The following is a 21,638-nucleotide window of genomic DNA, read 5'->3' as shown; positions in this document are numbered from 1 at the left end:
CATGTTGCGCACCGAAGTCTTTCACCCTGACCACGCCATGACAATGCAGCTACGGGAAGCCGATGCCGCCTTTGTGGAGGGGCTGGGGACCTTTTCCAGGGCCATTGCCCAGAACCTGTCCAGGCATCCGGCCATCACCATCATGTCCGGGCCTGACGTCGTGTGCTGTGGTGGGGTCATCCTGTTTTGGCCGGGCGTGGGCGAAGCCTGGATGCGCACCAGTCCCCTTATCGAGAACTTCCCCGTGGCCGTACTCAAGTCCACCAGGACATTTCTCAATGCCGCCTTCAAGGCGATGCACTTGCGCCGTCTGCAGTGCACCGTGCGCCAGGGATATGCCCCGGCCATCAAGTGGGCAGAGCACTTGGGGTTCGAGCGGGAAGGGATTCTGAAGGCCTTCGGCCCTGATGGAGCCGATTACGTCATTTTTTCCAGGAGGCAGGCATGGCGCTGAATGTTCCGGCCCTGGCCCGCGGCTACCAGCCGTCTACGCCCCGGGTGATGGTCAAGCACGAACAAGCCCCTTTGGCCAGTTCGGAAGCCGACCTGTTTGCCGCGCAGCAGGAGGGCCAGCAGTCCCAGGAATTCGGCCAGGCCGGGGCCACGCTGTCGGCGGTTGGCAATGAACTGGCGAATATCGCTGCCAAGCGGATTCGTCAGGATGAATACCTGTATGCCAACAAGACGGACGTTGATTTCGACAAGGCGGCCAATGACCACCTTTTGGCTTTCTCGCAAAACGTCACGGGAGAAAACACCGACCAGCAGTTGTCCGATCTGCAGACGAAGCTGGATCAGGCGAAGTCCGATTTATTGACCAAAGCCCCTACTGCGGATGCCCAGCAATACACTTCGCTCATGCTGGACAAGAGCACCAACAGCATCATGACACGGGCCAAAGTGCAGGCCTGGAAGGTGCGCCAGCAGTATGGCTTGGACGTGGCCGAGCAGCAGGACCAGAAGGCCAAGGGGCAAGCCCAGCGAGCCAGGACCCCGGAAGACCTGCAGGCCGCCATGGGGGAAATCGACAAGAACTGGGCCGGGGCCGCGGCCTCTGGCTTCGTGGCTCCGGATGTTGCCCAGAAAAACGCGACTTCCAGCAAGCAGGATGCGCTGGAACTCAACGTCACCAGCCAGTTGACCGACCCTTCCACACGCCCATGGATGATTAAGGCGTGGGAGGCTGGCGACTTCGTGGGCAAATTCGACACCGAACGCCTGAAGCGTCTTTCCCATCAGGTCTTGTCCGCCAAAAGCGCCATGACCATGGATGAAGCCAGGGCGCAGGCTGACGCTGAAAAGCAGCTTGCCGGCATCCAGGACAACAACTTCTACCAGTTTTACAGCAAGCTCGGGACAGGAACCTTTGCCCAGTCTGATGTCTCCCAGGCTGTTGACCGGGGAATTCTTCGCCCTGAGCAGGGGCGCACCCTGCTGGATAAGATCAACGGTGCGGAAAAGAAGTTCACCCCTGACAAAAATACACAAATCTACCTCATGCAGAAGTACGCCGGGGGAGATTTGAGCGACCAGGACGTCATTTCGGCGTTCGCTGACGGACGCATTGATGAATCAGAGGCCAAATACTGGATGGGCAAGAACCGAAGCGATGAGAACCCCCAGATCAAGGACGCCAAAAGCAAGCTCAAAGGGCTTTTGCTGACGGCAAAATCTGGTTCCATGGCCTACGACCAGCAGCTTCAGGAATTCAACACCGCCACGACGGAAGTGGATGACCTGGTGCAAAACGGCCTGAAGCCCAGGGACGCCGCCTTGGAAGTGGCCAAACGGCATATCCAGGCACCGCCGGCCATCGACGACGCCATTTCCGGTTATTTCGGCGGCCAGACGCCTGACAATATCGACGTCATCAACGGCGCGTATAGCAAGATGATCGAAGACTACCGGGCTGGGAAAATAGACCGGCAGACGGTCATCACCCTTTCTACGTCCTTCAAGGATGCCCAGGAAGCTTTGGCGGCCAAGATGAGGCGGATGCAGGATGCCCAGCGCATGTTCGGTCTCAACCTCGGCAAGCAAGGGGGCCAATAAATGTCTGCCGCAGGAGTAGCCGCCGGGGCCGGCATCGTTGGCACCGGGGTTCAGGTCGGTTCTTCCCTCTTCGACACCAGCAAGTCGGATGCTGCTTCGGCCAAGGCTGATGCCGCCCAAAAGCAGGCTGACGCTTCCTTCATCAACGCGCAGCGGGACGTGCTTGATGCCGTGCGGATTCAGAACGAATCCGACATGGAGTCTGAATACACCGCCTTCACCTACGACCGCGAGGCGCAATGGGTGGAGGCGTGGACCCCCGTGGAACTGGCTTACGGGAAGCTCTTTGCCAATCAGGAAAAGCTCTCTGCCATCCAGGACGCATCCACTTCCGCGAAACTCTCCGTTGACCTGGCGCTGACCCAGGTCGGGAACCTGTTCAAGACCGCCTTGACGGAGGCCGACATTGCCAATGCCACGGCCGAGGCCAAGGCCAAGTACACCGAAGCCAAGGGTGAAGGCCAGGTCAGGGAACTCCAGTCGGAACGGGATTTCCAGCTGGGGCAACTCCGCGATGAGGCCGTGCAGCAGCAGGGGGAACTGGCGGCCAAGATCGCGGCCCAGGGCCGGGAGATGACCGGAAGCGCCCTCGAGGTCATGCAGCAGCAAGACGACATCAACGCCAAGAAGGTCTCCTACCTCAAACTCAAGGCCGGTTCCCAGATCGCCGACGTGGACTTTCAGACCGGCTATGATGCGGCCACCACCCGGCAGACCGGACACATCCAGGCTCAGGAAGTCGTCACCGACGCCATGAACAAGGGCGAATCCCTGCTTCAGGAAGCGCAGATCAAAAACGACGCCTACCAGCAGCAGCTTGATACCAAGCTGAACGCCATTGATACCAAGCTGGAATACAACACCCTGGTCACGCAAACGGAATCCGAACGCACCGCCGATCAGTACCGCGAACAGGGTTGGCGCACGGTCTGGAAGCTGGACCAGAGCACCCAGGACACAATCTGGGGGCTGCAATACGACATCATGGATCAGGTCACCGGCGGCACCAGTTCGGCCAATGCGGCCGAGAAGTATTCCAGCCAGGCGGATTCGACGGATTGGGGTTCCCTGGCCAAGGCCGGTTCCAGTTTATTGGGTGGCGTCACCTCAGTCTATAACAGCGGCGTCAAAGCCAAATGGTGGTCATAATGCTTGACGAGCAGCAGCAGGACAATTTCTGGGACACCTACCAGACGAAGGCTGAAGACCGGATCATCCGGGACGCCGAGCATTCCCTTGTGGACGCCGGGATCGTGCCGCCGCCGCCTGATCCGTTCCAGACCTGGGCGCAGTCTCCGGAGGGCCAGGACGTGGCCGCCAAGGTGGAGGAGCAAAAGGCGAAACTTTCCGTTTTTCAGCAGTCTTTCAACAAGACAGCCGAAGAGCCGGCCATGCCGAAGCCGACAGAGGCCGGCAATATCGACCTCAACAATCGGCCTGTCATCAAGAATGCCGATGGCACCATTTCCACGGTCCGTTCCATGTCCTTTAATGAGGGGAACGGGGAAATCCTCATTCCGACCACGGCCGAAGACGGAAGCCGCATTCTCTCCGACGATGAAGCCATTCAGCAGTACCACCAGACGGGGAAACATCTGGGGAAGTTTTCCACGCCCGAGGACGCCACGGCCTACGCGCAGCAACTCCACGAGAAGCAGGCACAGCAGTATGGCCAGGATGAATCCGGGCAGGCCGGCGTTCCCGACACGACCGCTACCGCAGCCCCGGCCGGGAAGACTCTGCCCCAACCCTCCCCGATTTCATTCCCCGGCGGCAAGGCCCCTGTCTGGCTCAGGAACAACAACCCGGGGAATATCCGGGCCAGCAGCACCAGCTTTCAAAGCTACGGGACCATGGAAGAGGGCCTTTCAGCGCAGAAAGACCTTTTGCTGCGTTACCAGGACAAGCATGGCCTGAATACTGTCACCGGGATCGTGAGCCGCTACGCTCCCCCGAACGAGAACAAGACACAGGAATACATAAATACCGTTTCCAAGGACATGGGGGTCAGCCCCGATCAACCGCTTGACCTGCATGATCCGAACACGCTGTTTGCCTTGCAGAAAAGCATGGTCAGAGTGGAAACAGGCCGAAAAGCCGCCTTGACCGCTTCGAATGACCAGGAACTTGCCGACGTGCTGAAGGTCCCGGGCTACTCTGGTGGCTCCAATGGGACTGGCGGCATTCCAGGATTCGGTCAGGCCCCCGTGGTGCAAGCCAGAAACCAGCGCACCCCCCTGGAGGCCACGGGAGACATTTTCTCCGAGGCCTGGCAGCGAACCAAGGACTACGGGTCCAAGGCCCTGGGCAACACCTATGCCGGCATGGCCGGTTTCTTCCGCACTCTGGACGATCTTTCCAGCGATGTCGCCGCGGCAACCGGGACCGACAAGGGCGGCGTGTTCCAGGCCCTCATGGAGCAGTCCGACTATTGGGCCAAGCACTTCCTGGGGCAGGTCAAATACGACGACTACATGACCAACGTGGTCGGCGGCATCCTGGGGAGCGGCCCGGGCATGATGGAGTTCGCCATGGGTCCGGCCTTCGCCGGCCTCAAGGGCTACACCGAAGGCGGCTTGCCCACGGCTGCCAAGTCGGCCGCCACCTGGGGCATTATGAAAGGCATCCTGGCCGCGACGAACGCCCTGCCCATGGCTTTGCGCGCGCCTACGACCGGGGCGGCCTTCTCTGGCCAGGCCCTGGCCGAGGGTGTCACCGCCCCGGGCCAACTGGCCGAAGCCTTCGGCGTTGGCATGGGCATGGGCATCGCCACGCCGCAGACGCGCACGCCCTGGAACCAGCGCCTGCCTGGTGTTGATTACGATGCCATGAGCGATGCCAACATCATGAACCTGCACCGGGCCATGATGAACGGGGAGACGGACCAGGCCACCTATGAAGTGGCCAAACGCTTGGTCAAGGACATCCCCGGCCTGTCGGATCGGGTGCAGGTCGAGGTTGTTCCGGCGCTCATGTTGGCCAGTAAAGAGCTTTCCAGCCAGTACGGCATTTCCGGAGAAGGCAAGATCGTCGGCAGCCACACGCCCAACCAGGAGGTTGAGCCAGGCGTGTTCCGTGATCTGGTGAAGCTCTACGACGGCCACATGCCGGCCGTGGACCTGCTGCATGAGATTGGCGGTCACAACATCGTGGAACGCCTGCTGCCGCAGTTCCCCCAGGTCGAGCAGGAGTTGCGGCAGTTTTGGAAGGATTCCGGGGCCGAGGCCAGGGGGGTGGACTTCGCGGAATTCGGGGCGGACGAGGTGGCCCGGTCCTACCTCAGCCAGGGCTTGTTCATGGGTCAGGGCGAAACTCCCTGGGGTGAGTTTGTTGGCCGCGTCAAGGGTGTCTTTGACCGGACGCTGGATCGCTTGGGCGTCCTGCCCGAGAGCCGCGCGCCGCAAAACTTCGATCAGCTGGTGCAGCAGGCCCTGCAGGAAGGGCGTACCTTCAAGGGCATCGGCGCGCCGGGGCCGAGAGAGCAGGACCGCGTGCGGCCTGTTTCCGAGTCGAAGAACTGGGAAGAAATCGGCCGCTGGGGCTTCGGCGACAAGGACGTGCCTTTCGAGGTCCAGGATAAGCTGCAGTCCATAGAGCCTGACGTCATCGACAACAACCTTCCTCCGCCGCTCAAGGCCAAATCCCTGGGCATCAATTACAGCAAAATCAACTCGGAAGAGGACATTGCCGGGCTCATCAACAAGGTCGAGACCGTCTTGGCCCCGGACATCGATGCGGCCAGACGCTACGAACGGAGCCACGATACCACGGCCCAGGCCGCTTCCGATCTCGGCATGACCGAAGCCGACTTGCTGGCCAGGATGCGCGGCGAAGGCTGGAACGCGGAAAAGACCTATGCGGCCAGGGTGATCCTCAATGCCTCGGCCGAGGACCTCATGCGCCGAGCCAGGGACATCAAGGGCGGCGACAACTCCGACGCTTCGCTTTTGGCCTTCCGCCGGCGCATGGAGGTGCACGCCGCGCTGCAGGCCCACGTGGCCGGGCTGCGGGCCGAGGCCGGTCGCGCCCTCAACCAATGGAAGATGCTTGCTTCCACGCAATTCCTCGACCCTGCGCTCATGAACCAGCTGACCGGCGAGGACATGGCCAAGCTGACCGACCAGGCCGGCGGCCGACGGCTCATCGAGGAGGCGGCGAATTCCCTGGTCGATGCCGCCCAACAAGGTCCTGTCCCCATGCACAAAGTGGACACCTTAGTCCATAATGTACGGCAGCGGACCTTCGGGGACTGGTTTCTCGCCTACCGTTATATGTGCATGCTCTCTTCGCCCAAGACCCATGTGGCGAACATGATGGGCAACATGCTGGTGGCCGGCATGGCCATCCCGGAACGGGCCGTGGCCTCTCTCATCGGCAAGGGATTCAAGACGGCCCGGGACACGACCGGTCTTCCCTGGGGCTGGCTATCCGAAGGTGACGGCGACGTGAGTGTTTTGGAAGCCAAGGCCATGGCCTTTGCCCTGGTCCAAAACCAGACCGATGCCCTCAAACTGGCCTGGGAGGCCATGAAAACCGGGGAATCCAAGTTCGGCGGCCAGCAGAAGCAGGACTATGCCCCCATGTTCGGCCAGGGGGCTCCGGGCTGGATCGGCAAGAACATCCCCGAGTCCTGGAACAAGGCTGCAGACGCCATCTGGACAGGTCTCGGCATTCCTGGCCGCGCTCTTGGCGCGGAAGACGAATATTTCAAGTTCCTGGGCTACCGCCAAGGCCTGGCCGGCCTGGCTTTCCGTCAGGCCGCCATTGAAGGCCGGCAGGGGGAAGACATCACGGCCAGGGCCAAGGAGCTCATGGATGCGCCGCCGGCCGACATGGCCAAGGCCGCCCTGGATTTCGCCAGGGTCCAGACTTTCACCCAGGACATGGGGTCCACCATGTCGGCTCTCAACCGCTTCAGGAATTCCAATCTGTTCCTCAAGCTGCTCATGCCGTTCGTGTCCACGCCCTACAACATCCTGCAGTACAGCCTGGATCGTACCCCCATCGCCTTCATCAAGAAATCCTTTTGGGATGACTTCCAGTCTGGCGGGGCAAAGCGTGATCTGGCCTTGGCCCGGGTGGCGTTGGGATCGTCCATCATGGGCCTGGCCGTCATGGCCAACGCGTCCGGCCTCATCACCGGAGACGGACCCAGCGAACCCAAAGAGCGCGAGGCTTGGCGGCGTGTCTACCAGCCGAACAGCGTCAAGGTTGGCGATCAGTGGGTGGCCTACGACCGCACCGAACCGGTGGGCACGCTATTTTCCATGGCGGCCAATGCCCGCATGATCATCCAGGAATGGGACCAGGTGGGGCAGGAACGCGACTTGCCTACCCTGTTCACGGCCCTGGCCCTGGCCACGGCCAAAACCATCACCAGTAAGACATGGCTGCAGGGCGTGGCGGATGCCATGAACGCCGTCACGTTTCCGGAATCAAAAGGCCCTCGGATGCTCCAGGGATTCGCTTCCAGCTTCGTGCCCTCGATTTTGCGCGACGTGGTGGTGGAGACAGACCCAGAGGTCAAGGCTGTCTGGTCATGGGTGGACGCCATGAAGTCCCGCATCCCGGGCCTGTCCTCCAGCCTGCCGCCGAAGCGGGATATCTGGGGCGACCCCTACCAAGTCCACGCTGCCGGCGAGGGGCTGTATTTGGGCTGGCTTTCTCCCCTGAAGGTGCAGACCGGGGACGTGTCCGAAATCGACAAGGAGTTGCTTCGTCTGGAGTGGGGACCGTCCATCCCGAGGCGAACGCAATCCTTCCAGGGCGTTCCCCTGGAGCTCACCCCCCAGGAGTATGACCGGTTCATTGAACTTTCCACCCAGGTCATGCGCAACCCTGGTGACGATGGCGTTGGACGCACCATGAAGGCGGACTTGGAGCACATCATCAGGACCAGGGCCTACAAGCAGCTGGATGATGAGCAGAAAAAAATGACGATCCAGCGGGAAATCCAGGTCTACCGCCAAGCGGCGCAAATCCGTCTCATGAAGGAGAACCCCAGGTTGCAGGCCCTGATGACTCTTGGGCTCAGGGAAAAAGGAAGGAACCAGTAAATGACCATCGAATCCACGACGAACAAGGTCCTGTATTCAGGGACTGGCGGTCAGGTGGCGTTCCCGTACACCTTTCGCGTCTTCGATGCTTCCGACATGGTTGTCATTCTCTTGGATGCCGAAGGCATTGAGACTCCCCTCACACTGGACACGGACTTCGCTGTTTCCGGAGTCGGTGACATTGGGGGAGGAATGGTCACCCTTATCGGCGATTACGCCGTTTCCGGCAGCAAGGGGCCTCCCCCTGTCGGCGAGAAGATCTTGCTCAAACGTGTCCTCCAGCTCAAACAGGAGACAGACTACACCGAAGGCGGGTCATTTCCGGCTGAATCGCATGAAGCCGCCTTGGACCGTCTGGTCTGCATCTCGCAGCAGATTCAGGAGCAGCTGGACAGATCGATCAAGGTCACCGAGACGAACACGGACACCCCGATGTCGGCCGAGGACATCCTTGATGCTGTCGGAGACCTGGCAACCGCCACGGCGTCCGCGCAGCAGGCTGCCGAAAGCGCGGCATCGGCAAAGGCTGATGCGGATCAGGTCGCAGCTGACAGGATCGCATGCGATGACGACGCCGCTGCCACGGAATTGGCCAAAGGGGTTGCCGTCGCCGCGGCCAGCGCCGCCCAGGGCTACGCCACATCGGCCGAGGCCAACAGCGCCGCACCTCCGTGGGACGCGGGCACATCGTACAGCTTCCCGGACATCACGGCATACACCGATGGCAATACCTACCGGTGCATCGGCACCGACATCGTAGGCGAAGCCCCGGACACCTCGGCCAATTGGGTCAGGCTGACCACGCGCATGACGGATTTTTTTGACCTGGATGACAGCGGAGACATGATGCCGGCCGTTATCCCTGGTTACAGCGCCGAATTCGACCTGGATGCCAATGGCGACATTCAGCCCAGATAAGGAGATTCCATGGCGACCAAAAACATTGTTCCCCGGGCAAACGGCGAAGGCGGTATCGGGACCAGCGCCAAGCGGTGGCTCAATGCCTTCTTACAGAACCTCAACGGATTGGCCGTGAGTTCCACCGGCGCGGCCACGGAAACAGCCGCCGGGCTGGTGGAACTCTCCACCATCGCAGAGGCCATGGCCGGGGCCGACGCTCTCAGGGCCGTCACCCCGGCCGGTCTGAGTGCTGTCGCCACGATATGGAAGGGGCCGGTCGCCTCCACCTATGCTACCGAGAACACCTTTTTGGTGAGCACGGATGATGCCGCCAATCTGACCGTGGGCATGCGCATCAAGGCAGATTGCGGCACGGATGGGATCAAGTACGGTCTTGTATCTGGGATCGCTGGCCAAACCGTCACGCTTGCGATGGACACGGGACACACGCTGACGGCCAACCTCGTGCGAGTTTGGTATTCCACCCGAATCCAGAACTCGGCTGACGTCGGCGCAATCCCCATCTCCGCGAAGGGTGTCGCCAGCGGCGTTGCCCCGTTGGGCACGGACGGGAAGGTCCCGTCTGCCAACCTGCCGACGCCCACCAGCAATGTCCCGGGAATCTTCGCCAGGGATATCCGCTTTGCGGCCAAAACCGTTTCGGTCGCGGCTGACAGGCTCATAATCCTGAGCCCGAACCGGATGCTGGTTGATGTCAACGGCACGTACCTGGTCTTGACCGCGCAGCAGGTCCTGGACCTGTCCTTGGCCGCCACCTGGGACAGCGTCACCACCGATTACACCGTGGCCTCGGCTCGAGCGGGCAAGGATTTCTACGTCTACGCCTGCATCAACGCTGGATCGCTGAAGTTGCTGGTTTCCGCCAACGCCACATACCCCAGCGGTTTTGATGCCACGACCTCCCGCAAGATCGGCGGCTTCCACTGCCTGTGCGCGGCCGTGGGCACGATCAGCGGCCACACGCTTTCCGGCTACCTGGCCGGGGACATCCTGCCGGCATCGGTGTGGGACGCGAAGTTCCGGCCCGTCTGCGCCCCCGAGGGCATGGTGTACGTGGATGGCCTCGGCAAATGGGTGGACATCTACTTGGCCTCTGTCAGCGGCGGCAAGCTCGTGTCGGCCTACAACGCCACCTGCGCTGACGGGACCAGCAGCCCGGCCTTCCATTGGTACAAATTCAGCCAGTGGCTCGGCCAGATCGGCAAGCGGATGCTGACCCAAACCGAGTTCGTGGCCGCCAGCCTGGGCAGTAACCAGGGGACCAACATCACTGGTAGTGCGGACCCTGGCACCACGGGCGGGAAATCCGACACGGCCGGCCGGCGCATGATCAGCAACGTCGGCTGTGAGGACTGCTGTGGCAACCTCTGGCAGTGGGGCGAGGAGGCCGGCGGCGGCGCGTCCTCGGCGGCCTGGGTCAACGCCTTCGATGGCAATGACTCGGGCGTGGCTGGTCAGCACTACCAAGCGCCCAACCGTGCGCTCTTGGGCGGCGATTGGACTGGCGGTGCGAATTGCGGCTCACGTAGTTCGTCTTGGGCTAGCGGTCCGCTGGGTCTGATTGCGAGTTACGGGGCTCGCGGGGTCGCGGAGCCGCTGGCCGCATAACGACGCTCCGTAACGCGTCTCGCGCCGCGAATATTTGGCTGATGCGTCTCCCGTGCGATCTTGGGCGGCAATTGGAATAACAGTGCGAATTGCGGCTCACGTAGTTCGAATTGGAATAACAGTCCGCTCGTCGCCACCGTGAAGCGGATAGATCGTTACTACACCCTTTCATAAGGAGGCCATATGAACGGATTCCCCGTGATCATCAATTCTCGCCAGGATGTTTTGAACCTTCTGGCTGACCCAGCGTATCACGGCCAGGCGCTTGCGTTCGTGCAGGCCCTGCTGGATGAGCGGTACGGGTGGGCGTCCCAGGGCGACCTGCCCCTTAACACCCAGGTCGAAACTGTTGCCGGGCATCGTGTCCGGACGGATTACGATGCGACCGGCACGCCCACGGCCAGGCACCTGGACCAATGGATGCTCGGGCAAGGGGAAGGTCTGTCCAGGATCGGCGTCACGGTGGCGGACGCTCTTGGCTGGGGATGCCAGGACAGGGCCGTTCCCCCCCCGGCTGACGACATGGAGGCGATCAAGGCCACGGCCAGGGCCATGCTCGACAGGTGGACCGACGCCCGCATGTTCGGCACCTTCACCGACAGCCAAGGGCATGTCTACAAGGTCAACAAGACCGTCCGGGATTGGATGACGGGACTGGAAGCCAAGCTGGCCGGCGGCATGGCCCTCCCCAATGGCTTCACCTGGGATGATGCCAGCGGGAATCCGGTGGCGCACACGTCGGAATCGTTCCGGGCTCTCACGGCGGAAATTGCTCTCTGGACGGATGCCCTGTACCGGGCATGCACCAGGGCGCAGACGGCGGTTGACGCTGCCGGCGATGCCGTGGCCGTGGATAAGGTCTTATCCGGGGTGGCGTGGCCTTAGCGGACTCCAGGATACCCCGTAAATGTGGCCGTAAAGATGGTAGTGGAAGAGAGTTTTTAGAAATGGGGGATGATGGGATAAAAATGGCGTGATTGCTGGATTTTCAGAGTGGAAGCCAGAGGGGCCAGCAGCCTTTCACGCCGGTAACAGGGGTTCAAATCCCCTTGGGGACGCCAACGAATTCAAAGGCGTCAAGTTCCCGCGATAGCGGGGTCTTGACGCCTTCCTCTTTTTCTTCCGCAGTTTTTTCGCCCCTCCTGAAGCCCGTGGATGTGCTGTCACAGCGCCCCACGGGCTTTTTTGTTGCCCACCCTCATTTTCAACTTTTGCAAAGGCCGCTCTGACCTGCCCGGGCCTTTTCGGACCATTCATCACTACCTTCTCTGGGGTGGAGAATTGCATTCAAACACATTACCTGTAGGTGATCCGATAGAGCAGGCCGGCTCGGTCATCGCTGACCAGCAGCGCGCCATCGGGCATGACAAGCACATCTACCGGTCGACCCCAGGCGGATTTTCCTTGAAGCCAGCCTGTAGCGAAAGGCTCGTAGCGGGCCGTGCCGTCAGTGTTGATGGTAGCCACGGCCACGCGGTAGCCCACCGGGGTGGAGCGGTTCCAGGATCCGTGCTCGGCGATGAAAATACTGTTGCGGTACGCTTGGGGGAACATGTTGCCGGCGTAGAACTTCATGCCCAGGGCGGCGCTGTGGGCCTGGATGTGTGCTGCATTCGGGGCGTAACGCGAGCAGTCCGCATCCTTGCCGAATTCCGGGTCGGGCTGGCCGGCATTGCAGAAGGGAAAACCGAAATCAAGGCCGGGGACGGGCGCGCGGTTGAGGCTGTCGGGAGGGGTGTTGTCACCGAGCCAGTCCCGGCCGTTTTCCGTAAACCAGAGCTCGCCGGTCAAGGGGTGCCAGTCGAAACCCACGGTGTTGCGAATACCCCGGGCAAAGACCTCCTGCTGGCCGGTTGCGATGTCGAGCCGCTGGATGGTGTTGTAAGGCGGGTCGCGGCGGCAGGCATTACAGGGCGCGCCGACCGGTATGTATAGTTTCCCGTCCGGTCCGAAGGCGATGTACCTCCAGCCGTGGTGCCTGTCGCTTGGAAGACTGGCAGGCACGCGTTCGGGTATTGAGGGATCGTTCAAATGACTTTCGATATCATGAAAGCGTAAAATCTTGTCCACGTCGGCCACATAGAGGTCACCGTCCCGAAAAGCCACGCCGTTGGGTTCGGTCAGTCCCGAAGCGATGACCTGCACAGTGATATTCCCCGGGTCTTTCCCGGACACGGCGTAGACCTTGCCCTCATCGCGAGTGCCGACAAAGATCGTGCCCTTTGCACCAAGGGCCATGGAGCGCGCCCCAGGCACTGCGGCATAAATCTGGATGGAAAATCCGGGCGGCAGACTGATGGACGCCATGTCTGGTTTGGCGCAAAAGGCGGGGCCGAGTCCTGCCATCATGTTTCCGAACACGACCAGAGTGATCACACACCACAGACTTGGTCCCGGCATGCTGGAATTACGGTGCGACATGGTATGCCTCCTTGAAGAACAGGCTTTGCCTAACCATAACAGAATACGGATCGCATGCAAGGATAGGGAGGAAAACAACAGTCAGTCCTTTGTTGATCCCGTTGCCGGGTGAGATTTGTCTGCGGCCCCCATTTTCCCTTGAGCGGATCAGGTTTTATGGCGTAAATCAGTATATAGTTATTTGTTTTGCCTGGCAATAATGGGTGAGGCAAATCATTTTTTATGAGATTTGTATGTCATAGTATGTCGATTTTTTGAGATTGATAAAATCCAAGTTTTGGTGTCTAGCGAGATGCTAGGCGGAATGAGTTCGAAAGTTAAAGATGGCTTAGGCGTTCCAGTGTTCAGGGGTTTGTACGCCGAACCGAATATGCTTCTCGATCAAAGCTGAGTGCTTGGTCGTTTATTTTGTATTTTTGAATTTATCTCTTTCATTTGATCGTATTCTTGTGCTAAGAAGCTATAATATTTAAAAAGCCTTTTGCTTAGAGGCTCTTATGCTTACATATGAACAGCTGGTGAATGTTTTTGCCTTATTGCCGGCAGGAATAGATATCCATTCTTATGATGGCAATGTAATAGATTTAAATTCAAAATCATCGAACACCTTATGTTTAACGAAAGAACAATTGCTTGGAGAAATGCCGTTTGATCCAGAATGGAGGGCGATAAAAGATGATGGTTCAGATTTTTTGATTGAGCATCTCGTCATGATGGTTTCGTCAACTAGAGAGGAAGTTAATAATATTACGGTTTGTGTTCGTAGTCATGCATCGTGACAGACAGATGGATTGCAGTAAGTGCTATGCCAATTTTTGAAGATAAGTCAGCAGCAGCATCGCTCTCACCTCCCCCTCGCTGATGGCTTCACGGCCAATCGATCTGGGCCAACCAGGAGCGGCGGACTTCCTTAGCGGGCAGCCTCCATATCTGACGGTGCAACTCGATCAGAGCGGCCGAATCGTCGAGCACTTTGGTTTTATCTCCAATATCCAGGCCGAGGGGGCCGAGAGCGACAGCCTTGGCTACGAGCGCCTCACGCCGTGCTTCCCTGTCCGCCCCTGTCCGGCTAGGTCGGTGGATCATGCCCAGGCGCAATCCGCAACTTGCCGGATCGACCACGGCCAAGGCAAAGCCCTGGTCTCTGGGAATGCCCAGAGGCCGGTCGGCTTCCTGGTTGGCGCGATGGTGCTTGGCGAGATCCAAAAGTACCTGGGGGGGCTCGACTTCCTCGGGAATGAGGAGCAGCCCCAAGTGTTGCAGCCAGCGCCCGACCCCGGGAGAGCTCGTCACCATGGACAGAGGAGCTGCCAGGAGGAGTGGAAGAAAAATAGGGCTTACCCACCAGAAAAATCGCTGGTTCAGGAGATAAAGGGCCATGGCCCACAAAGTGGCCAGAATCGTGCCGCCCAGATGCAGCCGGACGGCTTCGCCCGGGGAGAGGGACTTATCCTCCCGGACTTGGCGTCCCCAGCCGGTATCCCGGCCGAGCAGAGTCAAGACCAGGAACTTGCTATGGGCCAACATGCGGACGGGAGCCAGTAAGGTCGACACCACAATCTCGATCCCGACTCCTACGAGAAGTTTTGCCAGACCGCCGAAGAGGTGGGCCCGGCCCTTGAGGAGCACCAGCAGGACGCCGGCGAGCTTCGGCAGAAAAAGCAGCCCGCCTGTGGTCAAAAGCAAGCCCACCGCCCACCAGGGCTCCCAGATCGGCCAGTTCGGAAAGAGGGATCTGGTCGGGGGGAAATAGGTCAGAGGGGTGAAGGATTCGTAAACGGCTTCGGCCGAAGACACTGCCAGGAAGATGAACCAAAGCAGGGCCGCGCCGTACACCATGACACCATTGACAAACAGCATTCGGTAAGCGGGAAACACGGCGCTGCTGAAAACCAAGCGTAAGTGCTGGAGATTTCCCTTACACCAGCGCCGGTCGCGCTCAAGCTCAGCCAGAACGTTCGTCGGGGTTTCCTCGTAGCTCCCGGGCAGATCATAGACCATCCAGACGCCCCAGCCGGCCCGCCGCATCAGGCCGCTTTCCACGAAATCATGGCTCGATATCTCTCCGCCCAGAGGGGGAGAACCCCGCAGCCTAGGCAGGGCGCAGTAGCGCGTAAACGGTCGCAGCCGGATGAGGGCATTGTGGCCAATGTAGAGCGCGTTGCCCATAAGCCAGTAATGAAGTCCGGCGGCGAACATGGGACCATAAAGGCTGCTCGCCAGTTGCTGGACCCGGGCCAGCAACGTGGCCTTTCCCACGAGCCTAGGGATGGTTTGGAGGATGCCCACGTCCCGGCGGCGCTCCATGATTTGCACCAGGCGGTTTATGGTTTCTCCAGCCATGATGCTGTCGGCGTCCATGACCAACATGTAGGTGTATCCGGCCCCGAACCCACGGCAGAAATCGGCAATGTTGCCGCTTTTCTTTTTGATGTTCGCCCGCCGGCGTCGGTAGAAGACCGGAACGACCCCGATCAATCTATTCCTCAGGGCGGCAAAGGCTCTCTCCTCCTCCACCCAGGCGTCGGGGTCCCTGGTGTCGCTCAGGATGAAAAAATCGAAATTCCCGCCTGCAGCCCCGCCCAGAGAGCGGGCGACCGCCTCGATGCCGGCAGCTACCCGGTCCATGTCCTCGCCATAGACCGGAAAGACCACTGCCGTGCGCACGCCGGGTCGCACCATCGCGTCGGTCTCCCTTGCCGTCGTCGCGGCAAAACGGTCGACGCCACGGGCCAGGAGAACGAAACCGGCCATGGCCGTCCAGAAGCCGATGGATATCCAGGCGAACAGGAACGAAAATGCGATCAACAGAACGACTTCCAGGCCGGTGTGTCCCTGGCTCGGGAAAAGCTCACGCATGCGGAGGGTCCCGGCCAGGGTGGGAGCGACGATCAAAAATGCCAGGAATAGACGTCGCCGGTTGGCCACCCTGGTCCATAAACGGTGGCGATGTTCCAAGGGGATGTCCGAACACGCAGACCCAGGCCGGAAACGTGGACCAGCCCAGTGACTGCCCGTCGCGGGTCCGAATCGCGGAGCCATGGGGGTGCGTTGGATCCGGGGGGTGGGGCAAGCGTCCTGTCGGGGCCCGGGAGCACCGGTCTGCCGAAAAAATGCGGCCATGGCCCGGGACGCGGCGTCCTCGGGAGCGTTGCCCTCGGCCGAGAACGCATGCGTCAGCTCCTGGGCCGTTTCCAACCGCTGTTCTTCGGCCATGGGCAGGCGGCGCAGATAGGCGAGCAACCTGCGACTCACAGCTTCGGCCGGCGATGCGTGCTTTGAGGCCGCGCCTGACGTATTGGCAACTGTTGTCGTCATGGAGCGACCGGGGTCATGGAAGTGCTCCATGTCTCACTTACGCGTCCATCCGGAAGCTTTAGAAAGGCCCGCAACTCCACGGGCGGCCTCTTGTCGGGCAAAACGCCCGCCAGAGCGCCGCTCTTGTCAAGGGCGGCGGTAAACGTAAGACGCCACCCACCAGTGACCGGATTCCGATAGACTTGGTGCTCAAGAATAGTACCGCCGGAGCCGGCGCTGACGATGCCCTGGACAACGGCGTCCGGTTTGAGCCTGGCTAGGGCCTTGCCCCCGAAATCCACGACGAATAGGCGCTGGTCCGGATTCGGAACGGATGTCCGGGTAGCCGTGACCCGGGGCCCGGGCGGCAAATCGTCCGGGGCCTTGCCCCAGCGCATGCGATAGGCGAATTCCAGGGCCTTTCCAGGCTCGGGCGTCGTATTGGGCCGAAAAAAAACCACCACGTTGTCGTGGATTTCCTTGTCCGAGGGAATGAGCACCAGCTCCACCCCGCCGTCTCCCCAGTTTCCTTGTGGTTCGATCCATACGCTGGGGCGGTTTTCCATTCGGGCCTCCAGGTCCTGGTAGTCGGCGAAGTCCGTATCCCGCTGCAGGAGGCCGAAGCCTCGGACGTGGCCAGCGGTAAACAAGTTCCCCTGGAGATGGACGGGATTGACAAGCGGTCGCCAGAGCCATTCCCCGTTTCGGAAGTGGACGAGCAGGCCGTCGGAGTCGTGGACCTCGGGACGCCAGTCCTGGCGCGTTCCCGGCAAGGAGTTTTCGCCGTAAAAAAACATGCTGGTCAGGGGAGCAATGCCAAGTTTGGCCACTGGTTGGCGCAAAAAAATCCGGGCGTTGACGTCGATGATGGTTTCCTGGCCCGGCGTGGCCGCAAAGGCATAAGCGCCGGTCAGGTTCTGGCTGTCGAGCAGGGCGAAAATCCGGATGGCCTTGTCGGTCTTGGCCGGTTTGACGATCCAGAATTCCCGGAACCAGGGGAATTCTTCGCCCGAGGGTGAGGCGGTGTTCACGGCCAATCCCCGGGCCGACAGCCCGTAGTTTTCCCCCCGACTCACGGCCCGGAAATAGGAAGCACCCAGAAACAAGAGGAATTCGTCAAGATAGGTCGGGGTGTTGATAGCGGTATGGACTCGGAAGCCGGCAATGCCGATCCGGGACGGAAGTTGTTGCGCCAGATCCTCCACTTGGCTCAAATCGAAGCTGTCGGTGCCCAGGGCCAGGGGACTCGCCATGCCGCCGGATACGATGTTGACCGTGACCGTGCGATCATAGAGGAATCCCGGAGGGAAAAATTGCAACTCGAAAGGCAGATTCTCCTTGCGCCACAAGGCGGCCTCAGGCTTGAAGCGGATTTTTCGCCACGTGTCGTAGCTGATGCCGCCGAGAGGCTTGGGGATTTGACCCGGGGCCTGATAAGGCGTGACCGCCAATTGTCGGGCCATGGCGGTGAGCTTCTCGAAGGAAAAAGCCTCTTCGGCTCGGACTGGCTGGACCAGGAGCAGTACCAGGGGTAGGATCGCCAAACCGAGGCTTATCGACCGCCAGGGGGGCATTGAGGCTTTGCTGAGCACGATGTTGCCTCCTTGCTATAGTCATAGTCGGAGGATAGCATATTTCTTTCTGGAAACAACAAAATTGCGAGCCGGATAGAGTAGCCCTCATTTCGACTGGACACGTCCGCCAGCCTAGGAGGTCGTGCTGGAGGTATGTCCAGACAGAGCGCTAACGAGTTCCCAGCTGTCGAGGTGGCGCAGATGGTCCAGCATCGGGGCTGGGCATTGGCCGAGGTTGCGCATCGTCGAGGAGTCGCTTTTGCCAGGCCTGAGCGTCTCGTTTGTGGCAGAAAGCATGGCGTCGCGCCCAATCTTCTCTTCCGCTGGAGGAAGCTCACGAGCGAGGGCGGTAAAAAGGCGGTTTCCCTGACGACGAGGTGGTGAGCGCAGCCGAAGTTCGGACTCTGCGTAAACAGGTTCGTGAACTCGAACGGCTTTTGGGCAAGAAGACGATGGAGGTGGAAATCCTCAAGGACGCCATCGAGATCGAGTGAGAAAAAACTGATCTTGTGCTCACCCTTGCCCTTCGCGGGCGATACTCTATGAAGCGCATCGCCGAAGCGATTGAGCTCGCGCGCTCTTGTCTGGCCGAACGCGTGTCCAAGTCCCCGACCAAGCGGCCACCGCGCTACGACAAGGCCGAAGATGCGCCCCTGTTGGCGTTGTCATGGGAGTGACCTGCAATTCCTGGTTCAGGGGAAGCCCCAAAATGCAGGGAACTGCGTTTTGGGCCAATACAACCCCAGCCTATGACGACGATAGCGGCAATCTGCTTCAACCGCGTCGTGCTGCTTCGATTACAGCTATGTCGATCTTTTTCATCTGCATCATCGCATCAAATGCGCGCTTTGCGGCTGCTGGATCGGGATCGGTAATCGCTCTCGTCAGAGCCAGTGGCGTAATCTGCCAGGACAGGCCCCATTTATCCTTGCACCAGCCGCAGACACTCTCTTCGCCGCCATTGCTGACGATAGCGTTCCAGTAGCGATCCGTATCGGCTTGGTCAGCGGTTGCGATCTGAAACGAAAAAGCTAGATTATGCTTGACTTCTGGGCCGCCATTTAATCCGAGGCAGGGAATTCCCATCACTGTGAACTCGACCGTCAACACATCACCTTTCTTTCCAGATGGATAGTCTCCAGGTGCGAGGTGCACTGCACCAACTGACGAATTAGGAAAGGTCTTGGCGTAAAATCTCGCTGCATCTTCTGCGTCGCGGTCGAACCAAAGGCAAATCGTGATCATTTCTGGCCTCACCATGCCACTTCTCCTTTATCTTGAGTGGAGAGGGGTATTACGGATAAACTATTTGCACTGGCACCCTGGACTTCTCCAGCACCTGCCTGGCAACATTGCCAAGACCAGTCGCAGCGCCGGGGTCCTTGTCCAGGCTCTGTCCCCGGCTGGTCATGACAACGAGGGAAGCTTTTTCCTCTTGGGCCACCTTGAGAATTTGTTCGACTGCGTCACCGCGCACCAGTCGAAGGTCAAGGTTCGGACAACCATTTAGCAGACTATTGCAGATGTCTTCTAGATTGATCCTGGCGGCTTCCAAATCCCAGCTCTGGAATTCCTGGACACGCTCGGGGCTTGGATAGTTGCCGTACGCCGGAAAAAGCGAACACAAATCCAACGAAACGTACAAGGCCACCACTCGGGCGTTCAGTTTTTCCGCTAGGGTGAGCACTTGGCTCGTGGCCTTGAGCGAACCTTTGGAAAGGTCAGTAGGCCAAAGGATGGTAACTGGATCCATGGCGTTCTCCATTGGTTAGAAGCCCTGCCCGGTGGTGTATCGCCACTTCCACACAGGAAGCTTGGCCTTCATCGATCGGGCAGGGCGTCCACTGGCGCCGGACTACTTCGAGACACATTCAAGCAGAGCCAGACTCAGCTCATAGAAAATGTCCATCCGTCCCCTGGCTTATCGATCCTGGTGGCACCGGCCCCGGAATCTTGGCAGCATCCCAATTTTCCAGGACCTCCAACGCGACGGACAAGATCGTACTGTGAATGCGGCCGGCCATCTCATCAGCCTTTATAAATCCCCAGGAGATATCCTCCAGAACGTTGATGCATGTATTACTCTGGTTGTGGTGTGGCCTCACCATGATCGTTCTCATCAAGTTTCATGGGAAGGAAGCTTTCATGGGAAGGAAGCCGCCGGGTTTCCCACGTATTCGTGACACGTTCTCCGAGAACGCCTCTCCTAGGCCTTGCAATTCCACGGGGGGGCGTACAGCTCGACATCCCATCCCCGGCCCTCAAGCGTCGCCCTGGCTTCTATGTACTGCGAGAAGAGCTCGATGGTCTGCTTCAACTCTTCGAGAGGCGCGTCTTCGTTGCAGCAAGGATGGGCCATGATGGTCTCCTTGAGATGAGGGTCGTCAAGGGAAACACTGAGCATTTTCCCACATTTGCATTTGATATCCAAACTGCTCGGCATGAGTGGCGTTGTGGTCACGAAATCCGTTTTCCTTGGGGTGGACGGCATGTTATCCGGCATGACAAACTCCTTTATCGCTACACACAGCGTCAAAACAATCCTGACTCCTCAATTACATCGTCTATAATACCGAGCTACTCGTTGGCTGCATCGATAAGTATGCGGTCAGGGGTAAAAATGACGTTCTTCTTGCCAGCGATTGCTTCACTACGCCATTCGCCGATACCCTCTAGGTAAACGGTGTCCTTGTTCTTGATAGCATTGGTGATGACGGAACCGATGATTGTAATCACCTGATTAGCGTCGTCCTCGCTCTTGATGCAGTGAGGCATGGCGCTCTTGAGCATGTTCACAAATGTCTGCAAATCGGCGGACATAGATCCCTCCCGGTTTAGAGGTTTGGACAAGAAAGACCTTGCCGACGCCATACCACAGGATATCGGCTATGGGAACTACTGGGCGAAAATAAAGGCCTCACATCCAGGCGAGCACACTTGAAAACAAATATCCCCAGATAGTTACAACTTATATTTTCCAAAGAGACAGTTTTTTTTGGCATCTTCCAGGTCGCGGGTGAAGGCATGCGATGGTCGATAAGCATCTCCCAACCCAGTATCTGTCGACACGATCATATCCTCGGGCCGACATGTCGACTCGGTCCTGTCCTTCGAAAGACGATTTGGTTATGAATCTAGACCTGTTGGCGGATCGATGAACAACTTCGGTATGGACTGCTTTCTATTAGTATGCTGCCAACAAGCCGAAAAATCCGAACTGTCTGCGGCGGGCAGTTTAGGACGAACGGAGACGAACTTGGGACCTAAACATTTACGGCTTACATAAACATAGACACGCAAGATGACTCACTGAATATCCTTCGAAAGGTGACGAACATGGAGTAAATTATGCCGCGCCCATAGATTTTGAGGAATTAAAGCGGGTGCTGTCTAGGGTTATGCGAGAAAAGAAAGCATAGAGGGATCTGGGCGAAAGGAGAATGCCATGTGTAACACAAAGTGTGCCCCGCCCCGGCGCACCCTTTCTATTGTCATGCCGGGGCGGGATGATTGCTGTTGATAAATTAGGACTTATCCATAAATAAGTTGCTGTTGGATTCAGATTTTGGTATGCTTTTCTCCAACGGAGGCAGGCATATGAGCATAAAATCATGGGAAGTGTCGGACGCGTTTTGGGAGATAGTTGAGCCTTTGATCCCTAGGCCAAAGAGGGACGATGAAAAGCAATATAAACGCAAGGTTGGAGGAG

General features: G+C 59.1%; 15 protein-coding genes and 1 pseudogene. 9 read left to right on the top strand and 7 right to left on the bottom strand.

Annotated features, from left to right (window positions below; translation table 11 throughout):
- Nucleotide 1 precedes the first annotated feature (1 nt).
- From Q1K70_RS06460 to Q1K70_RS06430, 7 genes are all read left to right on the top strand, one after another.
- Nucleotides 2–454, top strand: a complete 453-nt coding sequence (locus Q1K70_RS06460; protein ID WP_300157056.1) for a hypothetical protein — start codon at nt 2–4, stop codon at nt 452–454.
- Nucleotides 445–2,052, top strand: a complete 1,608-nt coding sequence (locus Q1K70_RS06455; protein ID WP_300157054.1) for a hypothetical protein — start codon at nt 445–447, stop codon at nt 2,050–2,052. Before Q1K70_RS06460 ends, Q1K70_RS06455 begins: the two co-directional genes overlap by 10 nt.
- Complete coding sequence (locus Q1K70_RS06450; RefSeq protein WP_300157052.1) at nt 2,053–3,201, top strand: hypothetical protein; 1,149 nt, start codon at nt 2,053–2,055, stop codon at nt 3,199–3,201. It begins immediately after the preceding gene.
- Nucleotides 3,201–8,108 (top strand): hypothetical protein, encoded by a 4,908-nt coding sequence (locus Q1K70_RS06445; RefSeq protein ID WP_300157050.1) that lies wholly within the window; start codon nt 3,201–3,203, stop codon nt 8,106–8,108. The genes Q1K70_RS06450 and Q1K70_RS06445 overlap by 1 nt, the downstream gene beginning before the upstream one ends.
- Nucleotides 8,109–9,026, top strand: coding sequence for a hypothetical protein (locus Q1K70_RS06440; protein ID WP_300157048.1), 918 nt, complete (start codon nt 8,109–8,111; stop codon nt 9,024–9,026).
- 9 nt (nt 9,027–9,035) lie between these two features.
- Nucleotides 9,036–10,637 carry a hypothetical protein gene (locus tag Q1K70_RS06435; RefSeq protein WP_300157046.1) on the top strand — a complete coding sequence of 534 codons (1,602 nt, stop codon included), beginning with the start codon at nt 9,036–9,038 and terminating at the stop codon, nt 10,635–10,637.
- 183 nt (nt 10,638–10,820) lie between these two features.
- Nucleotides 10,821–11,522: a hypothetical protein gene (locus tag Q1K70_RS06430; protein WP_300157044.1), complete on the top strand. Its 702-nt coding sequence runs from the start codon at nt 10,821–10,823 to the stop codon at nt 11,520–11,522.
- A gap of 411 nt (nt 11,523–11,933) precedes the next feature.
- On the opposite strand, the gene Q1K70_RS06425 is transcribed toward Q1K70_RS06430, so the two are convergent.
- Nucleotides 11,934–13,058: a PQQ-dependent sugar dehydrogenase gene (locus tag Q1K70_RS06425; RefSeq protein ID WP_300157042.1), complete on the bottom strand. Its 1,125-nt coding sequence runs from the start codon at nt 13,056–13,058 to the stop codon at nt 11,934–11,936.
- Between the two features lie 497 nt (nt 13,059–13,555).
- Here Q1K70_RS06425 and Q1K70_RS06420 point away from each other — a divergent pair, with 497 nt between their 5' ends.
- Nucleotides 13,556–13,837, top strand: a complete 282-nt coding sequence (locus Q1K70_RS06420) for a PAS domain-containing protein (RefSeq protein WP_300157040.1) — start codon at nt 13,556–13,558, stop codon at nt 13,835–13,837.
- An 88-nt stretch (nt 13,838–13,925) separates the two neighbouring features.
- Here Q1K70_RS06420 and mdoH read toward each other — a convergent pair whose 3' ends face one another.
- Nucleotides 13,926–16,376 carry a glucans biosynthesis glucosyltransferase MdoH gene (gene mdoH / locus Q1K70_RS06415; RefSeq protein WP_300157158.1) on the bottom strand — a complete coding sequence of 817 codons (2,451 nt, stop codon included), beginning with the start codon at nt 16,374–16,376 and terminating at the stop codon, nt 13,926–13,928.
- Nucleotides 16,373–17,947: a glucan biosynthesis protein G gene (locus Q1K70_RS06410; RefSeq protein WP_300157038.1), complete on the bottom strand. Its 1,575-nt coding sequence runs from the start codon at nt 17,945–17,947 to the stop codon at nt 16,373–16,375. The genes mdoH and Q1K70_RS06410 overlap by 4 nt, the downstream gene beginning before the upstream one ends.
- A gap of 135 nt (nt 17,948–18,082) precedes the next feature.
- Between Q1K70_RS06410 and Q1K70_RS06405 the strand changes: the two are divergent.
- A pseudogene (locus Q1K70_RS06405) lies at nt 18,083–18,594 on the top strand (transposase); the annotation flags it as partial.
- Between the two features lie 109 nt (nt 18,595–18,703).
- On the opposite strand, the gene Q1K70_RS06400 reads toward Q1K70_RS06405, so the two are convergent.
- The 4 genes from Q1K70_RS06400 to Q1K70_RS06385 all read right to left on the bottom strand — a co-directional run bounded on the left by Q1K70_RS06400 (nt 18,704) and on the right by Q1K70_RS06385 (nt 20,749).
- Nucleotides 18,704–19,189, bottom strand: a complete 486-nt coding sequence (locus tag Q1K70_RS06400) for a VOC family protein (RefSeq protein WP_300157036.1) — start codon at nt 19,187–19,189, stop codon at nt 18,704–18,706.
- Between the two features lie 34 nt (nt 19,190–19,223).
- Nucleotides 19,224–19,682, bottom strand: a complete 459-nt coding sequence (locus tag Q1K70_RS06395; protein WP_300157034.1) for a universal stress protein — start codon at nt 19,680–19,682, stop codon at nt 19,224–19,226.
- 453 nt (nt 19,683–20,135) lie between these two features.
- The gene (locus tag Q1K70_RS06390) at nt 20,136–20,432 is read right to left on the bottom strand and encodes a hypothetical protein (protein WP_300157032.1); all 297 of its coding nucleotides are present in this window, start codon (nt 20,430–20,432) and stop codon (nt 20,136–20,138) included.
- 74 nt (nt 20,433–20,506) lie between these two features.
- Entirely contained in the window at nt 20,507–20,749 is a 243-nt protein-coding gene (locus Q1K70_RS06385) for a hypothetical protein (protein WP_300157029.1), read from the bottom strand.
- Between the last annotated feature and the right edge of the window lie 889 nt (nt 20,750–21,638).

The sequence above is a fragment of the Solidesulfovibrio sp. genome (genome assembly GCF_029978005.1).
Classification (GTDB): Bacteria; Desulfobacterota; Desulfovibrionia; order Desulfovibrionales; family Desulfovibrionaceae; genus Solidesulfovibrio.
This window is presented reverse-complemented; position numbering and strand designations above follow the sequence as displayed.